20 protein-coding genes are annotated in these 22,617 nt (G+C 71.5%); 14 read left to right on the forward strand and 6 right to left on the reverse strand.

From position 1 onward, the window contains the following. The first annotated feature begins 203 nt into the window (after nt 1-203). Complete coding sequence (locus tag ACFV1J_RS15030) at nt 204-416, forward strand: hypothetical protein (protein ID WP_385857942.1); 213 nt, start codon at nt 204-206, stop codon at nt 414-416. A 216-nt stretch (nt 417-632) separates the two neighbouring features. On the opposite strand, the gene ACFV1J_RS15035 is transcribed toward ACFV1J_RS15030, so the two are convergent. Further along, nucleotides 633-1,334, reverse strand: coding sequence for a FadR/GntR family transcriptional regulator (locus tag ACFV1J_RS15035; protein ID WP_385857945.1), 702 nt, complete (start codon nt 1,332-1,334; stop codon nt 633-635). A 130-nt stretch (nt 1,335-1,464) separates the two neighbouring features. Here ACFV1J_RS15035 and ACFV1J_RS15040 point away from each other — a divergent pair, with 130 nt between their 5' ends. Together ACFV1J_RS15040 and ACFV1J_RS15045 are read left to right on the forward strand one after the other, a co-directional pair. Beyond that, nucleotides 1,465-1,995 carry a gluconokinase gene (locus ACFV1J_RS15040; RefSeq protein WP_385857947.1) on the forward strand — a complete coding sequence of 177 codons (531 nt, stop codon included), beginning with the start codon at nt 1,465-1,467 and terminating at the stop codon, nt 1,993-1,995. A 60-nt stretch (nt 1,996-2,055) separates the two neighbouring features. After that, the gene (locus tag ACFV1J_RS15045; RefSeq protein WP_385857950.1) at nt 2,056-3,453 is read left to right on the forward strand and encodes a gluconate:H+ symporter; all 1,398 of its coding nucleotides are present in this window, start codon (nt 2,056-2,058) and stop codon (nt 3,451-3,453) included. A gap of 134 nt (nt 3,454-3,587) precedes the next feature. On the opposite strand, the gene ACFV1J_RS15050 is transcribed toward ACFV1J_RS15045, so the two are convergent. Next, nucleotides 3,588-5,141 (reverse strand): FAD-dependent monooxygenase, encoded by a 1,554-nt coding sequence (locus ACFV1J_RS15050; protein ID WP_385857953.1) that lies wholly within the window; start codon nt 5,139-5,141, stop codon nt 3,588-3,590. Between the two features lie 62 nt (nt 5,142-5,203). Between ACFV1J_RS15050 and ACFV1J_RS15055 the strand changes: the two genes are divergently transcribed. Further along, nucleotides 5,204-5,887 carry a TetR/AcrR family transcriptional regulator C-terminal domain-containing protein gene (locus tag ACFV1J_RS15055; RefSeq protein WP_385857955.1) on the forward strand — a complete coding sequence of 228 codons (684 nt, stop codon included), beginning with the start codon at nt 5,204-5,206 and terminating at the stop codon, nt 5,885-5,887. Here ACFV1J_RS15055 and ACFV1J_RS15060 read toward each other — a convergent pair whose 3' ends face one another. From ACFV1J_RS15060 to ACFV1J_RS15070, 3 genes are read right to left on the reverse strand one after another with little or no spacing between them, the layout of a single operon-like run. Beyond that, nucleotides 5,888-7,048, reverse strand: coding sequence for an acyltransferase family protein (locus ACFV1J_RS15060; RefSeq protein ID WP_385857957.1), 1,161 nt, complete (start codon nt 7,046-7,048; stop codon nt 5,888-5,890). Further along, nucleotides 7,045-8,400 (reverse strand): alpha-2,8-polysialyltransferase family protein, encoded by a 1,356-nt coding sequence (locus ACFV1J_RS15065; RefSeq protein ID WP_385857960.1) that lies wholly within the window; start codon nt 8,398-8,400, stop codon nt 7,045-7,047. Before ACFV1J_RS15065 ends, ACFV1J_RS15060 begins: the two co-directional genes overlap by 4 nt. Further along, complete coding sequence (locus tag ACFV1J_RS15070) at nt 8,400-9,377, reverse strand: glycosyltransferase family 2 protein (RefSeq protein WP_385857962.1); 978 nt, start codon at nt 9,375-9,377, stop codon at nt 8,400-8,402. Before ACFV1J_RS15070 ends, ACFV1J_RS15065 begins: the two co-directional genes overlap by 1 nt. Nucleotides 9,378-9,600: 223 nt before the next feature. Between ACFV1J_RS15070 and ACFV1J_RS15075 the strand changes: the two genes are divergently transcribed. The 10 genes from ACFV1J_RS15075 to ACFV1J_RS15120 all read left to right on the forward strand — a co-directional run bounded on the left by ACFV1J_RS15075 (nt 9,601) and on the right by ACFV1J_RS15120 (nt 21,748). After that, a complete protein-coding gene (locus ACFV1J_RS15075) occupies nt 9,601-10,884 on the forward strand; it encodes a DUF6716 putative glycosyltransferase (protein WP_385858242.1) in 1,284 nt (427 codons plus the stop codon). Nucleotides 10,885-10,913: 29 nt separating this feature from the next. Continuing rightward, nucleotides 10,914-12,116, forward strand: a complete 1,203-nt coding sequence (locus ACFV1J_RS15080; protein WP_385857964.1) for a cytidylyltransferase domain-containing protein — start codon at nt 10,914-10,916, stop codon at nt 12,114-12,116. A gap of 64 nt (nt 12,117-12,180) precedes the next feature. Then, the gene (locus ACFV1J_RS15085) at nt 12,181-13,113 is read left to right on the forward strand and encodes an N-acetylneuraminate synthase family protein (protein WP_385857966.1); all 933 of its coding nucleotides are present in this window, start codon (nt 12,181-12,183) and stop codon (nt 13,111-13,113) included. Nucleotides 13,114-13,261: 148 nt separating this feature from the next. Next, entirely contained in the window at nt 13,262-14,461 is a 1,200-nt protein-coding gene (locus ACFV1J_RS15090) for a hypothetical protein (RefSeq protein ID WP_385858244.1), read from the forward strand. Between the two features lie 230 nt (nt 14,462-14,691). Next, nucleotides 14,692-15,933 carry an amidohydrolase gene (locus ACFV1J_RS15095; RefSeq protein WP_385857968.1) on the forward strand — a complete coding sequence of 414 codons (1,242 nt, stop codon included), beginning with the start codon at nt 14,692-14,694 and terminating at the stop codon, nt 15,931-15,933. A 190-nt stretch (nt 15,934-16,123) separates the two neighbouring features. Further along, nucleotides 16,124-17,161: a BMP family protein gene (locus ACFV1J_RS15100; protein ID WP_385857970.1), complete on the forward strand. Its 1,038-nt coding sequence runs from the start codon at nt 16,124-16,126 to the stop codon at nt 17,159-17,161. A 177-nt stretch (nt 17,162-17,338) separates the two neighbouring features. Then, entirely contained in the window at nt 17,339-18,967 is a 1,629-nt protein-coding gene (locus ACFV1J_RS15105) for an ABC transporter ATP-binding protein (RefSeq protein WP_385858246.1), read from the forward strand. Beyond that, the gene (locus ACFV1J_RS15110; RefSeq protein WP_385857972.1) at nt 18,964-20,070 is read left to right on the forward strand and encodes an ABC transporter permease; all 1,107 of its coding nucleotides are present in this window, start codon (nt 18,964-18,966) and stop codon (nt 20,068-20,070) included. The genes ACFV1J_RS15105 and ACFV1J_RS15110 overlap by 4 nt, the downstream gene beginning before the upstream one ends. Next, the gene (locus ACFV1J_RS15115) at nt 20,067-21,356 is read left to right on the forward strand and encodes an ABC transporter permease (protein ID WP_385857974.1); all 1,290 of its coding nucleotides are present in this window, start codon (nt 20,067-20,069) and stop codon (nt 21,354-21,356) included. The genes ACFV1J_RS15110 and ACFV1J_RS15115 overlap by 4 nt, the downstream gene beginning before the upstream one ends. Then, complete coding sequence (locus ACFV1J_RS15120) at nt 21,353-21,748, forward strand: cytidine deaminase (RefSeq protein ID WP_385857976.1); 396 nt, start codon at nt 21,353-21,355, stop codon at nt 21,746-21,748. Before ACFV1J_RS15115 ends, ACFV1J_RS15120 begins: the two co-directional genes overlap by 4 nt. A 246-nt stretch (nt 21,749-21,994) precedes the next feature. Here ACFV1J_RS15120 and ACFV1J_RS15125 read toward each other — a convergent pair whose 3' ends face one another. Beyond that, complete coding sequence (locus ACFV1J_RS15125) at nt 21,995-22,528, reverse strand: NUDIX domain-containing protein (RefSeq protein ID WP_385858248.1); 534 nt, start codon at nt 22,526-22,528, stop codon at nt 21,995-21,997. Nucleotides 22,529-22,617 lie beyond the last annotated feature (89 nt).

The raw sequence follows: 22,617 nt of genomic DNA on the forward strand, positions 1-22,617 counted from the left end.
ATCAGGCCAGCCCCCACTGAGCTCTCACCTCCTACTCACGGGAGGGGCTGGACCGGAGGACGAAGTCTGGAGGGCCGGCACCGCACCCGACAACACCACGCCCGCCGCTGGGGGCACCTCCCACGCCCTTTAGGCAGTGGGGGAGCTACGGCGAGACGCCCCGCGGCGGGACGGCCAGGTACGCGGGAGGGAACAATGGACGCATGTCCAGTCCCCGCCGTGCGTGCCCCGTCTGTGTCCGAGAGATCGCCGTGGTCGGCGGCCGCTTCGCCCGGCATGATCCGCCGGGGCGGCGTACGGGCCTGGAGCTGATCTCCTGCCCGGGGTCACGCCGGATCGCACCGTTGATGGCCCCCGCAGAGCGGCTCTTCGACCCCGAGGAGCCGCCGTTCCCGGGCCAGCAGCCGCTGTTCTAGGCCGGCGCGCGCTCCCTTACGGGCACTCCCACGGTCCGATCGTTTTTCCCCCAACGGGAGGGGCTGGACCGGAGGACGAAGTCTGGAGGGCCGGCACCGCACCCGACCACCACCCAGCCCGCCGCAGGCGCAACGGCGGGCAACACCCGTGGCGGGACAGACAGGTACGTGGGAGGCGCCGCCAAGCGCAGCGGCCAGGTACGTGGGAAGGCCCAACTACGGCGCGAGGACGTCCAGTTCTGCCATGGCCCCCGTCGTGATCTCGCGGGTCAGCCGCTCCGCGGTGTCCGCGTCGCCGGTGCGGACCGCCTCGGCGACCTGGACGTGGAGGGTGACCGCCGCCGGGTCGGGGTCGGTGAACATGACGTGGTGGTGGGTGCGGCCGGTGAGGACGGCCGCGACGACGTCCGCGAGGCGGGCGAACATCTCGTTGCCCGAGGCGGTCAGGATCACCCGGTGGAAGGCGACGTCGTGGACCAGGTACGCGTCGAGTTGCTGGCCGCGCGAGGTGGCGACCATGCCCATCGCGTGCTCGGTGAGTTCGGCGCACTGCGCGGGGGTGGCGTGCTCGGCGGCGAGCCCCGCGGCGATGGGTTCGACGGCCGAGCGCAGCACGGTCAGTGAGCGCAGCTGGCGGGGGCGGTCCCGGCCGGCCAGTCGCCAGCCGATGACGCGCGGGTCGTAGACGTTCCACTCCTCGGTGGGGCGGACGGTGACCCCCACCCGGCGCCGGGAGGCGACCAGTTGCATGGATTCCAGGACCCGGATCGCCTCGCGGATGACCGTGCGCGAGACGTCGAAGCGCTGCGCGAGTTCGTCGGTGCGCAGGACCGTGCCCGGAGGGTGGTCGCCCGCGGTGATCTCGGGCCCGAGGGCCTCCAGCACGCGGCCGTGCAGGCCCTTCCCCTCGTTCTCCATGGGGTAAGGGTACGTTCCCGCATCCCGGCCAATTAAGTATGACGTTTGCATCACAGACTCTTGAATACGTCGTATGTAATGGGCTTCAGTGTGGGGGCACGGGTCAAGGAAGACAGTGAGGTAACCCGGGATGAGCACTCCCGACGCCGCCCCTGACGTCATCGTCGTGATGGGCGTGGCCGGCACCGGCAAGACCACCATCGGCCCGCTGGTGGCGGCCGAACTGGGCGTCCCGTACGCCGAGGGCGACGACTTCCATCCCCCGGCCAACATCGCCAAGATGACGGCCGGTATCCCGCTGGAGGACGCCGACCGCGGCCCCTGGCTGGACGCGATCGGCGCCTGGGCGCACGACCGCGCCGGGCGGGGCGGCGTGGTCAGCAGCTCGGCGCTCAAGCGGGCCTACCGGGACCGGCTGCGGGCCGCCGCCCCGGGCCTGGTCTTCCTGCACCTGACCGGTGACCGCGCGCTGATCCAGGCGCGGATGGCCGAGCGCAAGGGCCACTTCATGCCGACCGCGCTGCTCGACTCGCAGTTCGCCACGCTCGAACCCCTCGGGCCGGACGAGGCGGGCGTCGCGGTCGATGTCTCCGGTACCCCGCAGCAGATCGCCGGGCGGGCGGTGGCCGCGCTCCGTGCGCTGGCCGCCTCCGCCGGGTAGCCCCCTTCTTCCCCACCCGCTCACCCAAGTCCCCCCTCCCGTCCAACCAAGGGAAGCGCCGTGTCCCATCTCAGCGTCGAGATGCTCGCAGCGGACGCGACCGTGCCGATCACCTCGGCCGGTCACGCACAGCTGGGCATCGCCGTCCTGGCCGGCATAGCCGCCATCGTCCTGCTCATCACCAAGTTCAAGCTGCACGCCTTCCTGTCGCTGATCATCGGTTCGCTGGTGCTCGGCGCGGTGGCCGGGGCACCGCTCGACAAGGTCATCGCCAGCTTCTCCACGGGGCTGGGGACGACCGTCGCCGGGACCGGGGTGCTGATCGCGCTCGGTGCCGTCCTCGGCCGGCTGCTCGCCGACTCCGGGGGCGCGGACCAGATCGTCGACACGATCCTGGCGCGGTCGAGCCGGCGGGCGATGCCCTGGGCGATGGTGCTGATCGCCGGGATCGTGGGGCTGCCGCTCTTCTTCGAGGTCGGCATCGTGCTGCTGATCCCGGTGGTCCTGCTGGTCGCCAAGCGCGGCAACTTCTCGCTGATGCGGATCGGCATCCCGGCGCTGGCCGGACTGTCCGTCATGCACGGGCTGATCCCGCCGCACCCCGGCCCGCTGGTGGCGATCGACGCGGTCGGCGCGAACCTCGGCATCACCCTGGCGCTCGGCGTGGTCGTCGCCGTGCCGACCGCGATCGTCGCGGGCCCGCTGTTCTCCCGTTACGCGGCCCGCTGGGTGGACATCAGCCCGCCGGAGAAGATGACCCCGGAAAGGGCCTCGGACGACCTGGAGAAGCGGCCGGGCTTCGGGATCACCGTGGCCACCGTGCTGCTGCCGGTCGTGATGATGCTGGCCAAGGCCCTGGTGGACGTGGTCGTCGACGATCCGGAGGCCGGTGTGCAGCGGGTCTTCGACGTGATCGGGTCGCCGCTGATCGCGCTGCTGACCGCGGTGATCGTCGCGATGTTCACGCTCGGCCGGGCGGCCGGTTTCAGCCGCGGGCGGACCGCGGCCACGGTGGAGAAGTCGCTCGCCCCGATCGCCGGGGTGGTGCTGATCGTCGGCGCGGGCGGCGGCTTCAAGCAGACGCTGGTGGACTGCGGTGTGGGCCAGATGATCCTGGACGTCTCCAAGGGCTGGCATCTGTCGACGCTGCTGCTGGCCTGGCTGATCGCGGTCACCATCCGGCTCGCGACCGGCTCGGCGACGGTGGCGACCATCTCGGCCGCCGGTCTGGTGGCGCCGCTCGCCGCGGACCTGAGCACCCCTCACGTGTCGCTGCTGGTGCTGGCGATCGGCTGCGGCTCGCTGTTCTTCAGCCATGTCAACGACGCCGGATTCTGGCTGGTCAAGGAGTACTTCGGGATGAGCGTCGGGCAGACCCTGAAGACCTGGTCGGTGATGGAGACGCTGATCTCGGTGGTCGGGATCGGGTGCGTGCTGTTGCTCTCCCTGGTCGTGTAGCCGCCGGCCGTGGACCTTTCGGGCGGACCCCTCCCGCCCCGGGTGCCTCCCCCCCCTCAGGTGCCCGTTCCCGGCGCGAGGCCGTACGAGCGGAGTTCCCGCTCGTACGGCCTCGCGCGCTCAGGGACCGCGGGTCAGGCGGCCGGCTGCGGGGTGGGTGTGCCGGTGTACGTGGCGAGGACGGCGGCCACCGCGGTGGTGGCGTCGGTGGCCGGGGCGGCGAGGGCGAGGTAGCCGTCCGGACGGACGAGAAGGGCCGCGGGGCCGTCCCCGTAGGCGGCGCGGAGGTGGCCGTCGGTGTCGATCAGATCGGGGTCCGGGCCGCCGGCGCGGACGATCCGCAGCAGTGCCGGATCGGCGGGCAGCGCGGCGGCGTCGAGGTCGGTGTCGCCGAGGACGAGCAGGGTGAAGTGCGGGCCCCGGTAGACGTCGAAGAGCCGGACGGCCTTGCCGTCGGGGGTGTGGCAGGGGGCGTCGGGCGCCCGGTCGCCGGCCCGCAGGGCGTTCTCCGGCAGGCCCGTGCGCAGCTCCCGGGTCAGCGGGCCGTCGGGGTAGCCGATGTCGAGCTGGTGCAGGTCGCGGCCGCGGCGCAGCGAGCGCGTGCGGTGCAGCCGGGTGCTGGTGTCGAGGATGCGCTCGGCTATCGGGCGGCGCTCGGCCTCGTACGTGTCGAGCAGGGTGTCCGGCGCGCCGTACCGCAGCACCTGGCCGAGCTTCCAGCCGAGGTTGTAGGCGTCCTGGACGCTGGTGTTGAGGCCCTGGCCGCCGGCCGGCGAGTGGATGTGCGCGGCGTCACCGGCAAGGAAGACCCGGCCGGTGCGGTAGGTGTCGGCGAGGCCGACCCGGGGCCGGAAGACGGAGGTCCAGACGACGTCGGTGATCTGCTCGGCGGTGAGGTGGGTGTGTGCCGCGAGCGCCGCCCGGACCGTCTCGGGTGAGCTGTCCGGGGCCTCGCCGAAGGCCGCGATCACACCCTGGAAGAGGTCGGTGCCGGCGAGCGGGAGCAGGGCGACGAAACCGCCCTGCGGCAGTTCCCAGCGGTGCCAGTGGTCGCGGTCGAGGCCGCTGATCCGGACGTCCGCGAGCAGGGCGGCGCCCGGCTCCAGCTCCAGTCCTCCCGGTCCGCTCATCCCGGTGCCGAGCGCCCGGCGGACCGTGCTGCGCCCGCCGTCGGCGGCGACCAGATAGGCGGCGCGTACGGAGTGCGGGGTGCCGTCGGCACTGAGGAGACGGGCCGTCACCCCGTCCGCGTCCTGGGTGAAATCGGTGAGTTCGGTGGCGAGGAGGACGCTGCCGCCGAGCTCGGTGAGCCGTTCGTGCAGCAGCTCCACGTTGCGGAACTGCGGCACCATCATCGCGTTCGAGTGCGGGGTGGCGGGCGTCGGATCGACCCGCTCGATCATCACCTCGGTGCCGATGATCCGGCCGTTCTCCCAGCGGGCCGTGACCGGGTAGTCGCCGCCGGCCGCGCGGATCGCGTCCAGCACCCCGAGGTCTTCGTAGACCTCCTGGGTGCGCGGCTGCAGGCCGGTGCCGCGGGCGCCGGGGGAGAGGCGGTCCTGCCGCTCGACGATCAGGGCGCGCACGCCCCGGCGGGCGAGGTCGATGCCCAGTGCGAGGCCGGTCGGGCCCGCTCCGGCGATCAGTACGTCGACGGCCGCGGGGAGGGTTTCCGGCTGGCCGCTCATGTCCTTAACGCTGTTAAGTTCCATGCTTCCGAGGATCGCCTTAACGGTGTTAAGTTGTCAACATGGTTTCGCGCATCGACCGAAAACAAGTGGTCACCACCGCCCTGCGGCTGCTGAACGAGGTCGGCCTGGACGGCCTGACCCTGCGGAGGATCGCCAAGGAGCTGAACGTCCAGGCCCCCGCGCTCTACTGGCACTTCAAGAACAAGCAGGAACTGCTCGACGAGATGGCCACCGAGATGTTCCGGCGGATGGCCGCGCCCTTCATGGGGCAGGGGGCGGACGGGCCGGGCCACGACGGGACCTGGCAGGACGTCCTGCTCACCACCTGCCGGAGGCTGCGCCGGGAACTCCTCGGCTACCGCGACGGCGGGAAGGTCTTCAGCGGGACGCGGATGACGGACACCAGCTACGCCCAGCCGTTCGACGGCTTCCTGCGCCGGCTCACCGCGGCCGGATTCACGCTGGGCGAGGCGGCGCACGCGTGGTGGACCGCGTACAACTTCACCATCGGGCTGGTGATAGAGGAGCAGTCGGTGCACCCGGAGCCCGGCCGGCCGGAGGCCCGGGACCCCGCCTACGACCTGGACGAGCGCGAGGAGAATCTGGGCGAGCGCTATCCGCTCGCGGCGCGCGCCGGCCGGGAGATGTTCGGTGACCTCGACCGCAGCTTCGAGGCCGGCCTGCGGATCATCCTCGCGGGGATCGAGGCGACGGCCGGCCCGGAGGCCCGGGCCGGCAGGTGATCAACGCCGCGGGTCGAGCGCCCGCTTCAGACGGGGCGTCAAGGGGCGCTCCACGCAGCGGTACAGCACCCACGCCAGCAGCAGCATCAGACCGACCGTGAGGATCAGCGTGCCGGCGGACGGTATGCCGAGGGTGCGGTGCAGGGCCCGCACCACGACCCAGCCCAGGTGCTCGTGGACCAGGTAGAAGGGGTAGGTGAGCGCGCCGGCGACGGTCAGCCAGCGCCAGTCCGCCCACCGCAGGGCGCCCAGCGCGACCGCCCCGACCAGCACGAAACCGAGGGTGACGACGGCGATGATGCCGGCCGTCGAGCGGTAGGAGAAGGCGTGCACCGACGCGGCGTGCCAGAGCCCGGCGACCGCGTAGTGCTGCCCGAGCAGCCAGCTGACCAGCACGATCGCCCAGGCGACCGGGTCCCGCGGGCCGTAGCGGTGCAGCAGGTAGAGTCCGATGCCGCCGATGAAGAACGGTGCGTACTCCGGCATCAGGACGACGTCCAGCAGCGGCTGGTGCGCGGCCTGGGCCAGCGCGGCGGCCAGCGTCCAGCCGGCGCAGAAGAGGACCACCCGGCCGCGGGTGGCGCCCGGCAGGACGACGCAGAGCGCGAAGAGCGCGTAGAAACGCATCTCCGCCCAGAGGGTCCAGCACACGCCGAGCACCCGGTGCACGCCGAGCGGCTGCTGGAGCATGGTGAGGTTGGTCAGCACCTCGCTGGGCGCGAGCGCCTTGTAGGCGACGAAGGGGAGTGCGAAGACCGCGGTGACCAGCAGGATCGCGGCCCAGTAGGCGGGGTAGAGACGGGAGATGCGGGAGGCGATGAAGGCCCGCAGGGTCCGGCCCCAGCCGGACAGGCAGATCACGAACCCGCTGATCACGAAGAAGATCTGGACACCCAGGCAGCCGTAGGCGAACAGCGGTGCCAGCGTGGGGAATTGATGGGCCGGGGAGCCGCCCCAGGCCCCGGCTATCTCGCCGCCGCGCCCACCGTAGTGGTACGCGGCGACCATCAGGGCGGCCAGCAGCCGCAGCCCGTCGAGGGCGCGCAGCCGGGACGGTCCTCCGTCACGGCTGCGCCGTCGTATCAGGCGCTGCGGGGCGGTGGTGACGAGATCCGGCGCGACGGGTGGCGCGCCGGTCGCCAGCGGCGGGGTCGTCGTCATCCGAAGACGGCCCGCTTCTTCAGCCGCCGCTGCACCGCCCGGGCCCGGCGGGCGACCCGGCGGACCGCGGCGTTGCGCGGGAGGAACGAGAGCTGGGAGGGGATCGCACCGGGCAGCGCCAGCGCGGTCAGTCGGCGGCGCTTGAAGTAGCGCCAGGTCCGCGCGTCGAGGTGGGCGGCGAGATAGCGCTCGGCGTCCGGCCGCAGACCCGGGTAGATCTGGTGCTGCATGGCATAGCCGACCGCGGCGACCAGCCCCTCGACGGACGCCGCGGTGGCGACCGTACGCCGCTGCCCGCCGGTGTCCTCCAGATCGGGGACCAGGGCGTCCACCAGCGTCACCGGGATCCGGTTGCTGTTCTGGTACGGCGTCAGCCGCTCCAGCAGCAGATCGGTCCCGGTGCGGGCGACCGGCAGGTCGTAGAAGGTGGCCGCGGTCAGCAGGGCGGTGGAGAAGCAGCCGACGACCAGCGCGGGCCGCATCCGCTGGTAGACCACCTCGGCCAGCACCGGGCTGTCGAGCACGGTCAGCGTCACGTCCAGCTTCGCCGCCTCCCGCTCCAGCAGCCGCGACCAGCGGGCCGGCGCGGACGGGTGCGGCTTGAAGACGATCTCGCGGTGCCCGCGTCCGACGGCGCCGCGCACCATCCGCACATGCAGTTCCTCTTCCTCCTCGGGAGTGAGGATGCCCAGCGCGGAGAGGTACTGGCCGAGGAGCAGCGCCCCGCCCTCGGGCACGTCGAACTCGCCGCTCACCTCGCCGAGTTCGGACAGCACCTTGGTGAAGGCGTCGGTCGGGACGGTCTCGGCCGGTACGTCGAACTCGGTGAGCAGCAGCGGCGACAGGCCCGGCACCAGGTCCAGGTGCAGCAGCCGGCCGATCCGGGTGCCGACCAGCGGGTCGAGCTTGTTGCGGGTCGGGCCGTAGCTCATCAGCCCGTCCGCGTAGACCTCGATCGGCGCGTCCGGGAAGAGCTGGGCGATCGCCAGTGCCGGATTGACCTGGATGGACTCCACGACCAGCTCGACCTGGTCGTCGCCCAGGCCCCACAGCAGCCGCAGGTACCGCTCCCACAGCGGGACGTCGTCCGCGCGCGGGGACCAGCCGCCGGGGTGGAAGGGGCTGATCGTGTCGTTCCACGACAGCACCCGGTCGAAGCGGCCGCGCAGCCGCTCGAAGCCGGGCATGGTGTCCAGCGACGCGGTGGTCTCCGGAGTGGTGGCGTTGTTGCTGAGCAGCAGCAGCCGGCGGCCGGCCGGCGCGAACCGGTCGGCGTCCAGCGCCGCGGCGAGCGTCGCCGCCCCGTACAGCGTGGACGCGACGAAGATCTGGGTGCGGGCTCGGGTGGGCATCAGGCGGCCACCTCGGCAGGGACCGGACGACGGCGCAGCCGCCGCAGTCGGGACGCACGCTGCACATCCATGGAATCCAGGGCTTCCTTCAGTACGTCCTGCGGCATGCGTTTCATGGCCGCGGCACTCATCGAACGCAATTTACGGGCCACCTGCGGCTCGAATCGTTCGATCGAACCGAGATGGTGGGAAATGATCGCGCAATAGGTCCGGACCGCTTTCGGCAGCAGCCGGTCCGCATCGCGATCTTGTGCGGTTTCCTCGATCACCTGGTCGAATGCCCGGATGAAATCCAATTGCCGCACGTCGCCGATCTGGGTGAGCGAGGAGGCCACCCCGCGCCGGTAGAAAACGCCGAGCAGGCCGACCACCGCCATGGACTTCGCCTCGCGGTGCAGCCGCCAGATCCACGGCCGGTCCTCGGCGGTGCGCAGACCGTCCTTGAAATGCAGCACCCCGTCGTCCAGCAGCCGGCGGTGGTAGATCCCGGCCCAGGCGTAGGCGTAGTCGACCGAGGTGGAGCGGTCCGCGGGCAGGATCATGTCGCGCGGATCCATCACCACCCCGCGCCGGCCGTGCGGGACACGGTGCACGGTGCGCGCCCTGGCGGTGCACTGGACATGATCGGTGCGCACGAAGTCACACCCCAACTCCTCGATCGCGCCGAGGAGTTCGGTGAAGTAGCCGGGCGCCAGCCAGTCGTCGCCGTCGAGGAAGGTGAGGTACTCCCCGCGTGCCTGGTCCAGGCCCGTGTTCCGGGCGGTGGCCAGGCCGCCGTTCTGTTCGTGCCGCAGCACTCTGGCGCCCGGCAGCTCGCGCTCGGCGCGCGCAAGGATCTCCGGGGTCTCGTCGCGCGAACAGTCGTCGACGAGCAGGAATTCAAAGTCGTCACGGGCGTTGGCCGCGAGGCTTTTCAGGGTGTCGGGCGCGTATGTCTGCACGTTGTAGAACGGCACGATGACGGAGAGCTTAACCACCCGGGTGACGTTAGGTGCCGGTCCGGCATTCGTCTTTACGCGGTGGGGACACCGGGGTGAACGAAGAATGGCGGGATGGTTAACCAGGCCGGTAATCGGGCCGGTTCGCCATTCGTCGACCCGCTGTTAACCCTTTGTTGCGGCCCAGTTGGCCCGACAAACGGAATGCCTTCCTAGCGTCTTCGACGTGCCATCACGTACCGCTTCCTCGCCGCGAGTCGCCGTGCTCGCCGACTCGGATACCCGATGGAAATGGGGCGCTTTGACAGCGTACCGAATCCAATCGGACATCCGCCTCGACGGGTATCTGCTCCGCGGCCGCGCCACTCCCACGGTCCGCCAGCTCGACGAGGTCGGTGCCCGGGCGGACGCGCTGCGCGAGATCCGGGGCGTCGACTTCGTGCGCACCATCGACCGCACGCGCTACGACGTCGTCGTGCTGGCCTGCGTCGGCGGCGCGGTACAGGCGATGCTGCACGGCCTCGCCCGTGCCTGGGAGGGCGCCGAGCACCGCCCCGTGGTCGTCACCGGCTACGTCGGAGTGGTCTACGAGAAGCTCGCCGACGGGCTGCTGCTGCGGCACGGCGCGGACGTCGTCCTCGCCAACTCCCGGCACGACGCCGACCGGTTCCGCGCCGTCTACCGCGGGGTCGGCGCCGACGACGACAGCGTCGTCGAATGCGCCCTGCCGTTCCTCGGCGGCGACCGCTACACCGCCGAACACGACCCGTACACCGTGGTGTTCGCCGCCCAGCCCTCCGTCCCGGAGAACCGCGCCGACCGAACGTACCTGCTGCGCCGGGCCGTTGAGCACGCCCGCCAGCACCCCGGCCGCGAGGTGCTGATCAAGCTCCGCAGCAAGCCCGGCGAGCACACCACGCACATCGAGGAACTGCCCTACCAGAAACTCGCCGCCAAGATCCCCGGCGGACTGCCCGCCAACTGCCGCCTGGTGTACGGCAACATGGGCGAGGTCCTGGACCGCACCGACCTGCTGGTCACGGTCAGCTCCACCGCCGCCCTGGAGTCCCTGCACCGCGGCATCCCCACCGCCGTCCTCACCGACCTCGGCGTCCGCGAGGTCCTCGGCAACCACCACTTCCTCGGCTCCGGCTGCCTGGCCTCCTGGGACGAGCTGGACGCCGGCCACCGCCCGGCACCCGACCCGGAGTGGCTGGCCCGCCAGGGAGTCGCCGCCGACGGGGAGTACGAAAGCGCCTTCGACGCCGCCCGCGCCCGGGTCACCGCCCTCCGCGAGGCCGAGAGCCTGCCGCCGCTGCGCCCGTACTACACACCGCGCACCGCCCCCGGCTACCTGCCCGGCATCCTCGCCCGGCACGGCCTGGACCCGCGGGGCGCCCCGCTCCCCGGCCACACCGACGCCCCCGAGGAGACCGGCGGACTGCGCCGGATCGCCCGCGAGACGGTCCGCGAGGCCGCCCGCGGCGCCTACCGCCACGGCGTCCAGCGCGTCGCCCCCGCCATCCGCCGCTGGGGGCAGCTGTGACGTCCCCCGGCCCGACCAAGGAGCCCGCAATGCCACCCACCGTGGTTGCCGTCATCCCCGCCCGCGGCGGATCCAAGGGCGTGCCCGCCAAGAACCTCGCCGCCGTCGGGGGCGTGCCCCTGGTGGCCCGCGCGGTCCGTGAATGCCGCGCCGCCCGCCTGGTCACCGATGTCGTGGTCTCCACCGACGACGCCGGGATCGCGGCCGCCGCGCGCAGCGCCGGAGCCGTCGTCGTCCGGCGCCCCGGCGACATCGCGGGCGACACCGCCACCAGCGAGGCCGCCGTCCTGCACGCCATGGACGCGTACGAGGCCGAGCAGGGCACCACCGTCGACGCGGTGCTGCTGGTCCAGTGCACCAGCCCCTTCCTGGTCCGCGAGGACGTCGACGGGGTGGCCGCCGCGGTCGTCGAGGGCGGCGCCGACAGCGCGCTGACCGTGGCGCCCTTCCACGGCTTCGTCTGGCGCGACGCCGAGCCCGCGGTGGGCGGCGCGACCGCCACCGACGGCGGCAACGGCGTCAACCACGACAAGTCCTTCCGGCCGCGCCGCCAGGACCGCCCCCAGGACCTGCTGGAGACCGGCGCCGCCTACGCCATGGACGCGGCCGGCTTCCGCGCCAGCGGCCACCGCTTCTTCGGCCGCACCGAACTCGTCCGCACCGACCCGGCCCGGGTGCTGGAGGTCGACGACCCGCACGACCTCGCCCGCGCCCGTGCGCTGGCCCCGCTGCTGGACGCCCCGCGGCCCGGCGCGCTGCCGACCCGCGACGACATCGACGCCGTCGTCCTCGACTTCGACGGCACCCAGACCGACGACCGGGTGCTGATCGACGCCGACGGACGGGAGATCGTCGCGGTCCACCGCGGTGACGGCCTGGGCATCGCCGCCCTGCGCCGGGCCGAGCTGAAGCTGCTGATCCTGTCCACCGAGACCAACCCGGTCGTCGCCGCCCGGGCCCGCAAGCTGAAGGTGCCCGTCCTGCACGGCATCGACCGCAAGGACCTCGCCCTCAAGCAGTGGTGCGAGGAGGCCGGAGTCGCGCCCGAGCGCGTGCTCTACGTCGGCAACGACGTCAACGACCTCCCGTGCTTCGACCTCGTCGGCTGGCCGGTGGCGGTCGCCGGGGCGCACGACGTGGTGCGCGGCGCGGCCCGCGCCGTCACCGCCACGCCCGGAGGCAGCGGCGCGATCCGCGAGATCGCCGGCTGGCTGCTGGGCCCCTCCCTCTAGCCCACCCCACCCCACCCCCTGACCCCCACTCCGCACACCCCTTATCCACACGAAGGAATCTCCCATGAGCACCAACTCCCGCCTCCGCAAGCTCGGTGACCGCGAGGCCGGCCCCGGCCGCCCCGTCTACGTCACCGGCGAGATCGGCATCAACCACAACGGCGACCTGGAGAACGCCTTCGCGCTGATCGACGCCGCCGCCGACGCCGGCTGTGACGCGGTGAAGTTCCAGAAGCGGACCCCGGAGGTCTGCACCCCGCGCGACCAGTGGGACATCGAGCGCGACACCCCCTGGGGCCGGATGACCTACATCGACTACCGCCACCGCGTGGAGTTCGACGAGGACGGCTACCGCGCCATCGACGAGTACTGCAAGAAGCGCGGCATCGCGTGGTTCGCCTCCCCGTGGGACGTGGAGTCCGTCGCCTTCCTGGAGAAGTTCGACGTGCCCTGCTACAAGGTGGCCTCCGCCTCGCTCACCGACGACGAGCTGCTGCGCGCCATGCGCGCCACCGGCCGCACCGTCATCCTCTCCACCGGCATGTCCACCCCCAAGCAGATCCGGCACGCCGTCGAGGTCCTGGGCAGCGACAACATCCTGCTCTGCCACGCCACCAGCACCTACCCGGCCAAGGCCGAGGAGCTCAACCTGCGGATGATCAACACCCTGCAGGAGGAGTACCCCAACGTCCCGATCGGCTACAGCGGCCACGAGACCGGTCTGCAGACCACCCTCGCCGCGGTCGCCCTCGGCGCCACCTTCATCGAGCGGCACATCACCCTCGACCGCGCCATGTGGGGCTCCGACCAGGCCGCCTCCGTCGAGCCCGGCGGCCTGACCCGCCTCGTGCGCGACATCCGCACCATCGAGGAGTCCCTCGGTGACGGCGTCAAGAAGGTCTACGAGTCCGAGCTCGGCCCGATGAAGAAGCTGCGCCGGGTCGCCGGCGTGGTCGCCGAGGCGGAGGCCTCCGAGGCCCAGCCCGCGGCAGTCTGACACCGGCACCCAGCCGACGGGAGACAAGGTGAGCTCACCTGAGGGGATCCGCGCCGCGCCGTTCACGCGAGGCGCCGAGGTCCCGCCCCAGGGGACGACGGGTACTCCCGCCCGTCGTCTCCTGGGGGTGCCGCGGCAGCGCCACCGCATCCGCACCGCAGCCGCCGGTGCCACCGCCCGCGCCGCCGCCCCCGGCACCGGCACCCTCGCCTTCGTCGAGAGCCCGGTGCAGCTGCTCAACGTCCTGGAATGGGCGCACGCGGCACTGCCGGAGGCCGACGCACTGGACGCCGCGGCACCGGATGCCGCCGCATCGGATGCCACCGCATCGGATGCCGACGCACCGGACGGCATCGGCGCCGGCCGGGCGGCCACCGCGGTCACCATCGTCGTGCTCTCCCCGCACGACCCGATGACCCGCGGCCAGCTGCGCCGGATGGCCGAACTCGCCCGCGACGAAGGGCACACCGTGCGCTGGGAGGAGGCCCGCGGCGGCCCCACCGCGCCGCTGCGCACCATCGGCGGGCTCACCCCGATGCTGCGCCGCGCCCGCCGGATCGTCATCGGCGACCCGTTCTCCCGCTACGTCCAGCTGCTCCTCGCCCTCACCGGCGCCCCCGACCTGGTCGTGGTCGACGACGGCACCGCCACCATGGAGTTCATCTCCCAACTCGCCCGCGGCGAACGGCTGGTGCGCTGGCACCGCAGCGGCGGCGGGCGCGGCGCCCGGGACCTGGTCTTCGCCCCGTTCTCCGCCACCGCGCGCCGCCGGCTCACCCCGCCGCCCGAGGGCGGCCGGCGCACCGTCGGCGTCTTCAGCTCGATGCCCGTCGAGGCCCCGCCCGGTGTGCACCTCGTCCGGAACGACTTCGCCTGGACCCGGGCACGGTTCGGCCCGCCCCGCGTCATGGGCGCCGCCGACATCGTCGGCACCTCGCTCGTGGAGACCGGCGTCGTCGACGCCGACCGCTATCTGGCGGCGGTCGCCACCCTGGCCCGTACGCACGGCGCCACCCGCTACTTCGCCCACCGCCGCGAGAGCACCGACAAGCTGCACCGGCTCGCCGGCGCGACCGGCCTGGAGATCGTCCGCCCGGACCTGCCGCTCGAACTCATCGCCCGCCGCGGCCCCGTCGGACGGCTGATCGTCAGCTTCCCGTCGACCGTCGTGCACACCCTGCCGCTCGCCCTGGCCGGTACACAGGTCCGGGTCGCGGTCTGCGACATCGACCCGGAGTGGCTGACGGCCGAGGCTTCGCCGCGCGCCCAGGGTTTCCTCGACGGGGTCACCGGGACCGCCCGCGACGTGCAACGACTTCCGTTCGGACAGCGGATGGCCACCGGCTGACCGGGGCGATGACCGGGGCGCGGACGGGGCGATGACCGGGGCGGTGACCGCGGTGCGGACCGGGCGATGAATGGCGAGGACCGTGGCGGGAAGCCGTACTTCATACCCCTCTCATAAACCGTCCATGCGCCGAGCGGCCTAGATTTTCTTCCCCTAAGGGGCTGAACTTTTGTTGATCGAGGGACAGTTGCCCCATCGGTGGCCGTAACCTTCAACAGGTGAACCAACTGATGTCCCGCGATTCCGACGACGCCGACGCCCCCGCCGACACCGCCGCCGGGGCCCCGCTCCCCGGCACGCTGCCCGAGGCGCTGTGTGCCGAACTCATCGACTTCCGCCGCGACTTGCACCGCCACCCGGAGCTCGGCAACCAGGAGTTCCGGACCACCGCGGCGATCAAGGAGCGGCTGGAGGCGGCCGGACTGCGCCCCCGGGTACTCGCCACCGGCACCGGCCTGATGTGTGACATCGGCACGGACACCGCGTACGGCGACGGGACCGCCCCGCTGCTCGCCCTCCGCGCGGACATCGACGCCCTTCCCATCCCGGACACCAAGACCGTGGACTACGCCTCCGTGGTCCCCGGCCGGGCGCACGCCTGCGGCCACGACGTGCACACCACCGTCGTGCTCGGCGCCGGGCTGGTGCTGGCCGGGCTGGCCCGTAGCGGCGCGCTGCCCCGCCCGGTGCGGCTGATCTTCCAGCCCGCCGAGGAGGTGCTGCCGGGCGGTGCCGCGGACGCCATCGAGTCCGGGGTGCTGGACGGCGTCGGCCGGATCCTCGCCGTGCACTGCGACCCGCGCGTCGACGCCGGCAAGATCGGGCTGCGGACCGGCGCGATCACCTCGGCCTGCGACCGGCTGGAGGTCGAGCTGGACGGCCCCGGCGGGCACACCGCCCGCCCGCATCTGACCACCGACATGGTCACCGCCGCCGCCCGGGTCGCCCTCGACGTGCCGGCGCTGATCGCCCGCCGGGTCGACGCCCGGGCCGGGCTCGCCGTGACCTGGGGCCGGCTGTCGTCCGGGCACATCTGCAATGTGATCCCGCAGCGCGCCGAGCTGTCCGGCACCGTCCGGTGCCTTGATCTCGACGCCTGGCGCAAGGCCCCGGACATGGTGCACGCCGCCATCGACGAGGTCGCGACGCTGTACGGCGCCAAGTCGCAGATCAACTACGTGCGCGGGGTGCCGCCGGTGGTCAACGAGGCCGACAGCGTGACGCTCCTCAAGGACGCGATGACCGCCCGGCGCGGCGCCCACAGCGTGGAGGACACCGAGCAGTCCCTGGGCGGCGAGGACTTCTCCTGGTACCTGGAGCACGTCCCCGGCGCCATGGCCCGCCTCGGCGTCCGGCGCCCCGGCGAGCTCGGCCGGTACGACCTGCACCGCGGCGACTTCGACGTCGACGAGCGGGCCATCCAGGTCGGTGTGGAGCTCTTCACCGCCGCCGCCCTGCTGCCCCACGGCTGAGGCAGATCCGACAGAACCAAACATTTCCGGCCGCCGTCGATCGCCCCGACGGCGGCCGTGAAGATCGTCCGGGCCCCGTACGCCTCGAATCGATAACGGCTTTCCACCTGCCCTTTACCTGACATCTACGCGCGTTACGATTCCGCGGAATCAGCGCCAATGGAGGCGCTACGAGTCGAAGGGGCCCCTCGTGCACCGGGTATCCAAGATCGTTGCCGCGGGCATAGCCACCGCGGCCCTCTCCGTTTCACTGACCGCCTGCGGCGAGTCCTCCACCGAGGCCGGTGGCAAGGACAAGGGCATCGGACTCGCCTTCGACGTCGGCGGCCGGGACGACCACTCGTTCAACGAGGCGGCGGCTCGTGGCGTGGACAAGGCCGAGAAGGACTTCGGCGTGAAGTCCAAGATGATGACCGCCAAGAACGGCGAGACCGAGGCGGACCGCGAGCAGCGGCTGTCGTCGCTGGCCGAGGCGGGCTACAACCCGGTCATCGGGGTCGGCTTCAACTACGGCAAGTCCGTCAACAAGGTCGCCAAGCAGTTCCCGAAGACCACCTTCGGCGTCGTCGACTCCCCCTCCCAGGCCAAGAACGTCTACGGCATGGTCTTCGCCGAGAACGAGGCGTCCTACCTCGCCGGTGTCGCCGCCACCCTGAAGAGCAAGACCCACAAGGTCGGCTTCATCGGCGGTGTGAACAACGCGCTGATCCAGAAGTTCCAGGCCGGCTTCGAGCAGGGCGTCAAGGACACCGACCCCAAGACGAAGGTCACCTCCGAGTACCTCTACGCCAACGACGACAAGGGCTTCAACGACCCGGCCGCCGCGAAGGGCAAGGCCAAGGGCATGCTCGACGCCGGCATCGACGTCATCTACACCGCGGCCGGCCAGTCCGGCAACGGTTCGATCGAGACGGTCGCCGGCAAGAAGGGCACCTGGGCGATCGGCGTCGACTCCGACCAGTACCTCCAGCCGGGCCTGGCCCAGTACAAGAACTCGATCCTCACGTCGGTCATGAAGAACGTCGACGTGGCGGTGTACGACCTGGTCAAGAGCGTGCATGACAAGAAGCCGCTGACCGGCAACAAGAGCTACACGCTCAAGGACGACGGCGTGCGGCTGTCCACCTCGGGCGGTTTCATCAAGGACATCCAGGCCAAGATCGACGCGGCGAAGAAGAAGATCGCGTCGGGCGAGGTGAAGGTCAGCGACACCCCTGCCAAGCAGTAGTTGTTCGGCGGGTCGGGCGCGGCGGCCAGCACGTCGCCGCGCCCGATCCGTTCGCCGGACCGACCCGGCAGCAAGGCGATGTTCGGCGTCAACGCTACGCGCGTAGCGTGGAGTTGGCGCGATATCGTCACCTCCCCGCTCTTCCTTACCACTCCCTGCTCCCGAGGAGAGTGCGCCATCAAAGCGTCCAGCAGTCCCCAGGCAGACAGCGCCCCCGCCGCGGCACCGGCGGTGGAACTCCGCGGGATCACCAAGCGGTTCCCGGGTGTCGTCGCCAACCACGACATCGACATCACCATCGGCCGCGGCACCGTGCACGCCCTGGTCGGCGAGAACGGCGCGGGCAAGTCCACGCTGATGAAGATCCTCTACGGCATGCAGAAGCCGGACGAGGGCACGATCGGCATCGACGGCGAACAGGTCAGCTTCCACAGCCCGGCCGACGCCATCGCCCGCGGCATCGGCATGGTGCACCAGCACTTCATGCTCGCCGACAACCTCACCGTCCTGGAGAACGTCGTTCTCGGCGGCGAGAAGCTGCACGGCATCGGCGGCAAGGCCCGCGCCGAGATCCTCAAGATCTCCGACCGTTACGGCCTCGGCGTCCGCCCCGACGTCCTCGTCGAGGACCTCGGCGTCGCCGACCGCCAGCGGGTCGAGATCCTCAAGGTCCTCTACCGCGGCGCCCGCACCCTGATCCTCGACGAGCCGACCGCCGTGCTGGTCCCGCAGGAGGTCGACGCGCTCTTCGACAACCTGCGCGAGCTCAAGTCCGAGGGCCTGACCGTCATCTTCATCTCCCACAAGCTGGGCGAGGTGCTCTCGGTCGCCGACGACATCACCGTCATCCGGCGCGGCACCACCGTCGCCTCCGTCGTCCCCGGCGAGACCACGCCCAAGCAGCTCGCCGAGCTGATGGTCGGCAGCGAACTGCCCTCGCCGGAGACCCGCGAGTCCACCGTCACGGACGTGGAGATGCTCAAGGTCGAGGGGCTGCGGCTGGCCACCGCCGACGCGGAGGGCATCGAGCGCACCGTCCTGAACGATGTCTCGCTGACCATCCGCAAGGGCGAGGTCCTGGGCATCGCGGGCGTGGAGGGCAACGGCCAGGCCGAACTGGTCGAGGCCATCATGGGCATGCGCGACCCCGACAGCGGCACCATCACGCTGGACGGCGTCGACATCAGCCATCTCCCCACCCGCACCCGGCGTGAGGACGGCATCGGCTACATCCCCGAGGACCGCCACCGGCACGGCCTGCTGCTGGAGGCCCCGCTGTGGGAGAACCGCATCCTGGGCCATGTCACCGAGAAGCCCAACGCCAAGGGCCGGCTGCTCGACCTGAAGGCCGCCCGCGCCGACACCGAGCGAATAGTCGTCGAGTACGACGTCCGCACCCCCGGCATCGAGGTCACCGCGGCCTCGCTCTCCGGCGGCAACCAGCAGAAGCTGATCGTCGGCCGCGAGATGAGCCACCACCCCAAGCTGCTGATCGCCGCGCACCCGACCCGGGGCGTGGACGTCGGCGCCCAGGCGCAGATCTGGGACCAGATCCGCGCCGCCCGCCGCGAAGGCCTCGCCGTCCTGCTGATCTCGGCCGACCTGGACGAGCTGATCGGCCTGTCCGACGGCCTGCGGGTGATGTACCGCGGCCGGCTCGTCGCGGACGCGGACCCGGCCACCATCACCCCGGAGGAGCTGGGTTCGGCCATGACCGGCGCCGCCAGCGGCCATCTGACCCACTCCGACAGCGACACCGCCGCAGACCCGGAGCCGCGCTCGTCCCAGGAGGGAGAGTCCGAGTGAAGAAGCTCGACAAGAACAAGCTGATCCTGGGCATCGCCGCGCCCGTCCTGGCGATCGTCGCGGCGCTGGCCATCACCTCGGTGATCATCCTGGCCACCGGCAAGGACCCGATCCACGCCTACCTGGTGATGGCCGACTTCGGCTCCAAGAGCGACAGCCAGGTCTGGATCATCAACAAGGCGGTCCCGTACTACCTGTCCGCGCTGGCCGTCGCCATCGGCTTCCGGATGAACCTGTTCAACATCGGGGTCGACGGCCAGTACCGCATCGCGGCGTTCTTCGCCGCGGTGGTCGGCGGCGCGCTGACCCTCCCCGGCTTCCTCCAGATCCCGCTGATCATCATCGTCGCGATGCTGGTCGGCTCGGTCTGGGCCGGTATCGCGGGCCTGCTGAAGACCACCCGCGGCGTCAGCGAGGTGATCACCACGATCATGCTGAACGCCATCGCGGCCGCGGTCATCGGCTACTTCCTCCAGGACGGCCGGCTCGCCGTCAAGGACGGCAACCTCTTCCACACGCCGAACCTCCCGGCCTCCAGCCACTTCTTCACCATCCCGACCCAGCCCGCCCCCCTCGACGGCTTCCTGGTCGTCGCCGTCGTCGTCGGCCTCGCGTACTGGTTCGTCCTCAACCGCACCCGCTTCGGCTTCGACCTGCGCACCGTCGGCCAGTCGGAGTCCGCGGCCGAGGCGGGCGGCGTCAACGTCAAGCGGATGATCGTCACCTCCATGCTGCTGTCCGGCGCCGCGGCCGGCCTGATCGGCATGCCGACGCTGCTCGGCGTCTCGTACAACTACGGCACCGACTTCCCCATCGGCATCGGCTTCACCGGCATCGCCATCGCGCTGCTGGGCCGCAACCACCCGATCGGGATGGCCGCCGGCGCACTGCTGTGGGGCTTCCTCGAACGCACCGGCACCCAGCTCGAATTCGAGGACTACGAGCAGGAGATCGTCGGCGTGATGCAGGGCGTCATCGTGCTCTGTGTCGTCATCGCCTACGAACTCGTGCGCCGCTACGGCCTCAGACTCCAGCAGCGGCAGGTCGGCGAGCAGCTCGCCGCCCAGGCCCGCAAGACCGAGAAGGCGGAGGTGTCCGCGTGAGCACGAACCTCACGGCTCCGGTCGACCAGAGCCCCCAGCACCACAAGCCCAAGACCGCCCGGGCCCGGCTCAGCTACCCCAAGGTCCTGCTGATCATCTCCGGCAGCCTGATCCTGCTGTCCCTGCTGCGGATCGTCACCGGCGCCACCAACCTGACCGAGTCCGGCCAGTACATCGCCGCGCTCAACGCCGCCGTCCCGATCGGCCTCGCCGGTCTCGGCGGCCTGTGGGCCGAGCGCTCCGGCGTCATCAACATCGGCCTCGAAGGCATGATGATGCTCGGCGCCTTCTCCGCGGGCGCGGTCGGCTGGCAGCACGGCCCCTGGGCCGCGGCGCTGGCCGGCGTCATCGGCGGTGCGCTCGGCGGACTGCTGCACGCCATCGCCACCGTCACCTTCGGCGTCGACCACATCATCTCCGGCGTCGCGATCAACATCATGGCGCTCGGCCTGACCCAGTTCCTGGCCAAGCTGTGGTTCGGCGCGGACGGCAGCGCGGCCGCGGCGGCCGGCGGCAACGACAAGCAGTCGCCGCCGATGCCCGACATGCCGACGTTCACCGTCCCCGGCCTGTCCGACTGGCTGCACTCCATCGAGCAGCACCACTGGTTCCTGGTCTCCGACACCGCCGGTATCGCCGGTTCCCTGGTCACCAACGTCTCCTGGCTGACCGTGGTGACCGCCGCCCTGTTCGTGCTCACCTTCTACGTCCTGTGGCGCTCCGCCTTCGGCCTGCGGCTGCGCTCCTGCGGCGAGGGCCCGATCGCGGCCGAGTCGCTGGGCGTCAACGTCTACCGCTACAAGTACGCGGCGGTGCTCGTCTCCGGCGCACTGGCCGGCCTCGGCGGCGCGTTCCTGGCGATCTACGTCCACATCTACCAGGACGGCCAGACCGGCGGCCGCGGCTACATCGGCCTCGCCACCATGATCTTCGGCAACTGGCGGCCGGGCGGCGTCGCCATGGGCGCCGGCCTGTTCGGCTTCATGGACGCGCTCCAACTGCGCGGCGGCGGCCCCACCGTCCACGCGCTGCTGCTCCTGCTCGCCGTGCTGCTGGTCGGCCTGGCGGTGTGGAAGGTGCGCGGCGGCTACCGCACCCAGGCCGTGCTCAGCCTGGCCGCGGCCGCGCTGCTCGCCCTGTGGTACACCACCACCGACACGGTCCCGCTGGAGATCGTCGGTGTCGCCCCGTACATCGCTACGCTGCTGGTGCTCTCGCTGGCCGCACAGCGGCTGCGGGTACCGAAGGCGATCGGCAAGATCTACCGAAGAGGCCAGGGCAAGTGAACCAAGCTCCCGACTGGGAGTCACTGCGCGCGCAGGCCCGGGACACGATGTCCCGGGCCTACGCCCCGTACTCCGGCTATCCCGTGGGCGCGGCCGCCCTGGTCGACGACGGCCGCACCGTGACCGGCTGCAACGTCGAGAACGCCTCCTACGGCCTGGGCCTGTGCGCCGAATGCGGCCTGATCTCCGCCCTGTTCGCCACCGGCGGCGGCCGCCTGACCGCCTTCACGTGCGTCGACGGCACGGGCGAGCTGCTCGTCCCCTGCGGCCGCTGCCGCCAACTCCTCTGGGAACACGGCGGCCCCAACCTCCTGGTGGACACCCGAGCGGGCATCCGCCCCCTGTCGGAGCTCCTGCCGGACGCGTTCGGGGCGGGGCATCTGACGGGATGACGGCGGGCTGACGGGCGACAGCCCTTGTTGTACGGCCCCAGGGGTGCCATCGGCCCCCTTAGGGCATGGCACCCCCGCCACCCACCCCCGCCACCCACCCCCGCCACCCACCCCCGCCACCCACCCCCGCCACCCACCCCGCTCGCGAACGCCGGGTTTTCGTAGTGCTCACCCCGCCTGCGCTCAGTCCCCGCCACCCAGGTGATCTGGCGACGGCTGTGAACTGCGGTTCGGCGACCCGGGTGTCTACCTCCAGCCGTCCAGCGATACCTGTTGCCCCTTGGCCAGGTAGTGATGAAGAGCGCTGGCGGTGGTGGCGACGAACTCGTCGGGGATGGCATCGGTGTCGATCCAGCACACCTGGTCGTGCTTCCGCGGTTCCCGGTTCTCGGGTTCGCCGGTCCATTCGTGGGCGGCGAAGACGACGGTGAGGAAGCCGTTGGGGGCTTCGACGCCCCAGGCGCCGTGGATGATGTGGGCGACCTTCAGCGCCTCGGGCTTCACGGTCAGACCGGTCTCCTCGTACAACTCGCGTACGGCGGTTTCGGTGATCGGCTCGCCGGGCTCGCTCTTGCCGACGGGGAGGTCCCACATCCCCTGTGCGAACTTGGCGTTCCGGCTGCGTTGAAGGAGGACGACGCGGTTGGCGGCCGTGTCGTGGACGATGACGGCGGCGACCAGCAGGGTCATGGCTTCGAGGGCGGGCTTGAGTGCTTTGGCCTGGTCGTCGGTCTTCGGCTGAGCCACGGTGCATCCCTTCGTCGGCCGGTTGATCGGCAGCTTAGGCCAGCGCTTCTCGTGCGCGGCGGGCGAGATTGCGGGGGGCTGGCTGACTGAGGATCGGAGCCACCCACCCCCATCCACCCACC

Origin of the sequence: Streptomyces sp. NPDC059649, from assembly GCF_042734445.1 — a bacterium.
GTDB lineage: Bacteria > Actinomycetota > Actinomycetes > Streptomycetales > Streptomycetaceae > Streptomyces.

What these genes read in the sequence shown, in the direction of transcription:
- ACFV1J_RS15030 (WP_385857942.1), top strand. Translation starts at nt 204, where the DNA reads ATGTCCAGTCCCCGCCGTGCGTGCCCCGTCTGTGTCCGAGAGATCGCC.
- ACFV1J_RS15035 (WP_385857945.1), bottom strand. Translation starts at nt 1,334, where the DNA reads ATGGAGAACGAGGGGAAGGGCCTGCACGGCCGCGTGCTGGAGGCCCTC.
- ACFV1J_RS15040 (WP_385857947.1), top strand. Translation starts at nt 1,465, where the DNA reads ATGAGCACTCCCGACGCCGCCCCTGACGTCATCGTCGTGATGGGCGTG.
- ACFV1J_RS15050 (WP_385857953.1), bottom strand. Translation starts at nt 5,141, where the DNA reads ATGAGCGGCCAGCCGGAAACCCTCCCCGCGGCCGTCGACGTACTGATC.
- ACFV1J_RS15055 (WP_385857955.1), top strand. Translation starts at nt 5,204, where the DNA reads ATGGTTTCGCGCATCGACCGAAAACAAGTGGTCACCACCGCCCTGCGG.
- ACFV1J_RS15060 (WP_385857957.1), bottom strand. Translation starts at nt 7,048, where the DNA reads ATGACGACGACCCCGCCGCTGGCGACCGGCGCGCCACCCGTCGCGCCG.
- ACFV1J_RS15065 (WP_385857960.1), bottom strand. Translation starts at nt 8,400, where the DNA reads ATGCCCACCCGAGCCCGCACCCAGATCTTCGTCGCGTCCACGCTGTAC.
- ACFV1J_RS15080 (WP_385857964.1), top strand. Translation starts at nt 10,914, where the DNA reads ATGCCACCCACCGTGGTTGCCGTCATCCCCGCCCGCGGCGGATCCAAG.
- ACFV1J_RS15085 (WP_385857966.1), top strand. Translation starts at nt 12,181, where the DNA reads ATGAGCACCAACTCCCGCCTCCGCAAGCTCGGTGACCGCGAGGCCGGC.
- ACFV1J_RS15095 (WP_385857968.1), top strand. Translation starts at nt 14,692, where the DNA reads ATGTCCCGCGATTCCGACGACGCCGACGCCCCCGCCGACACCGCCGCC.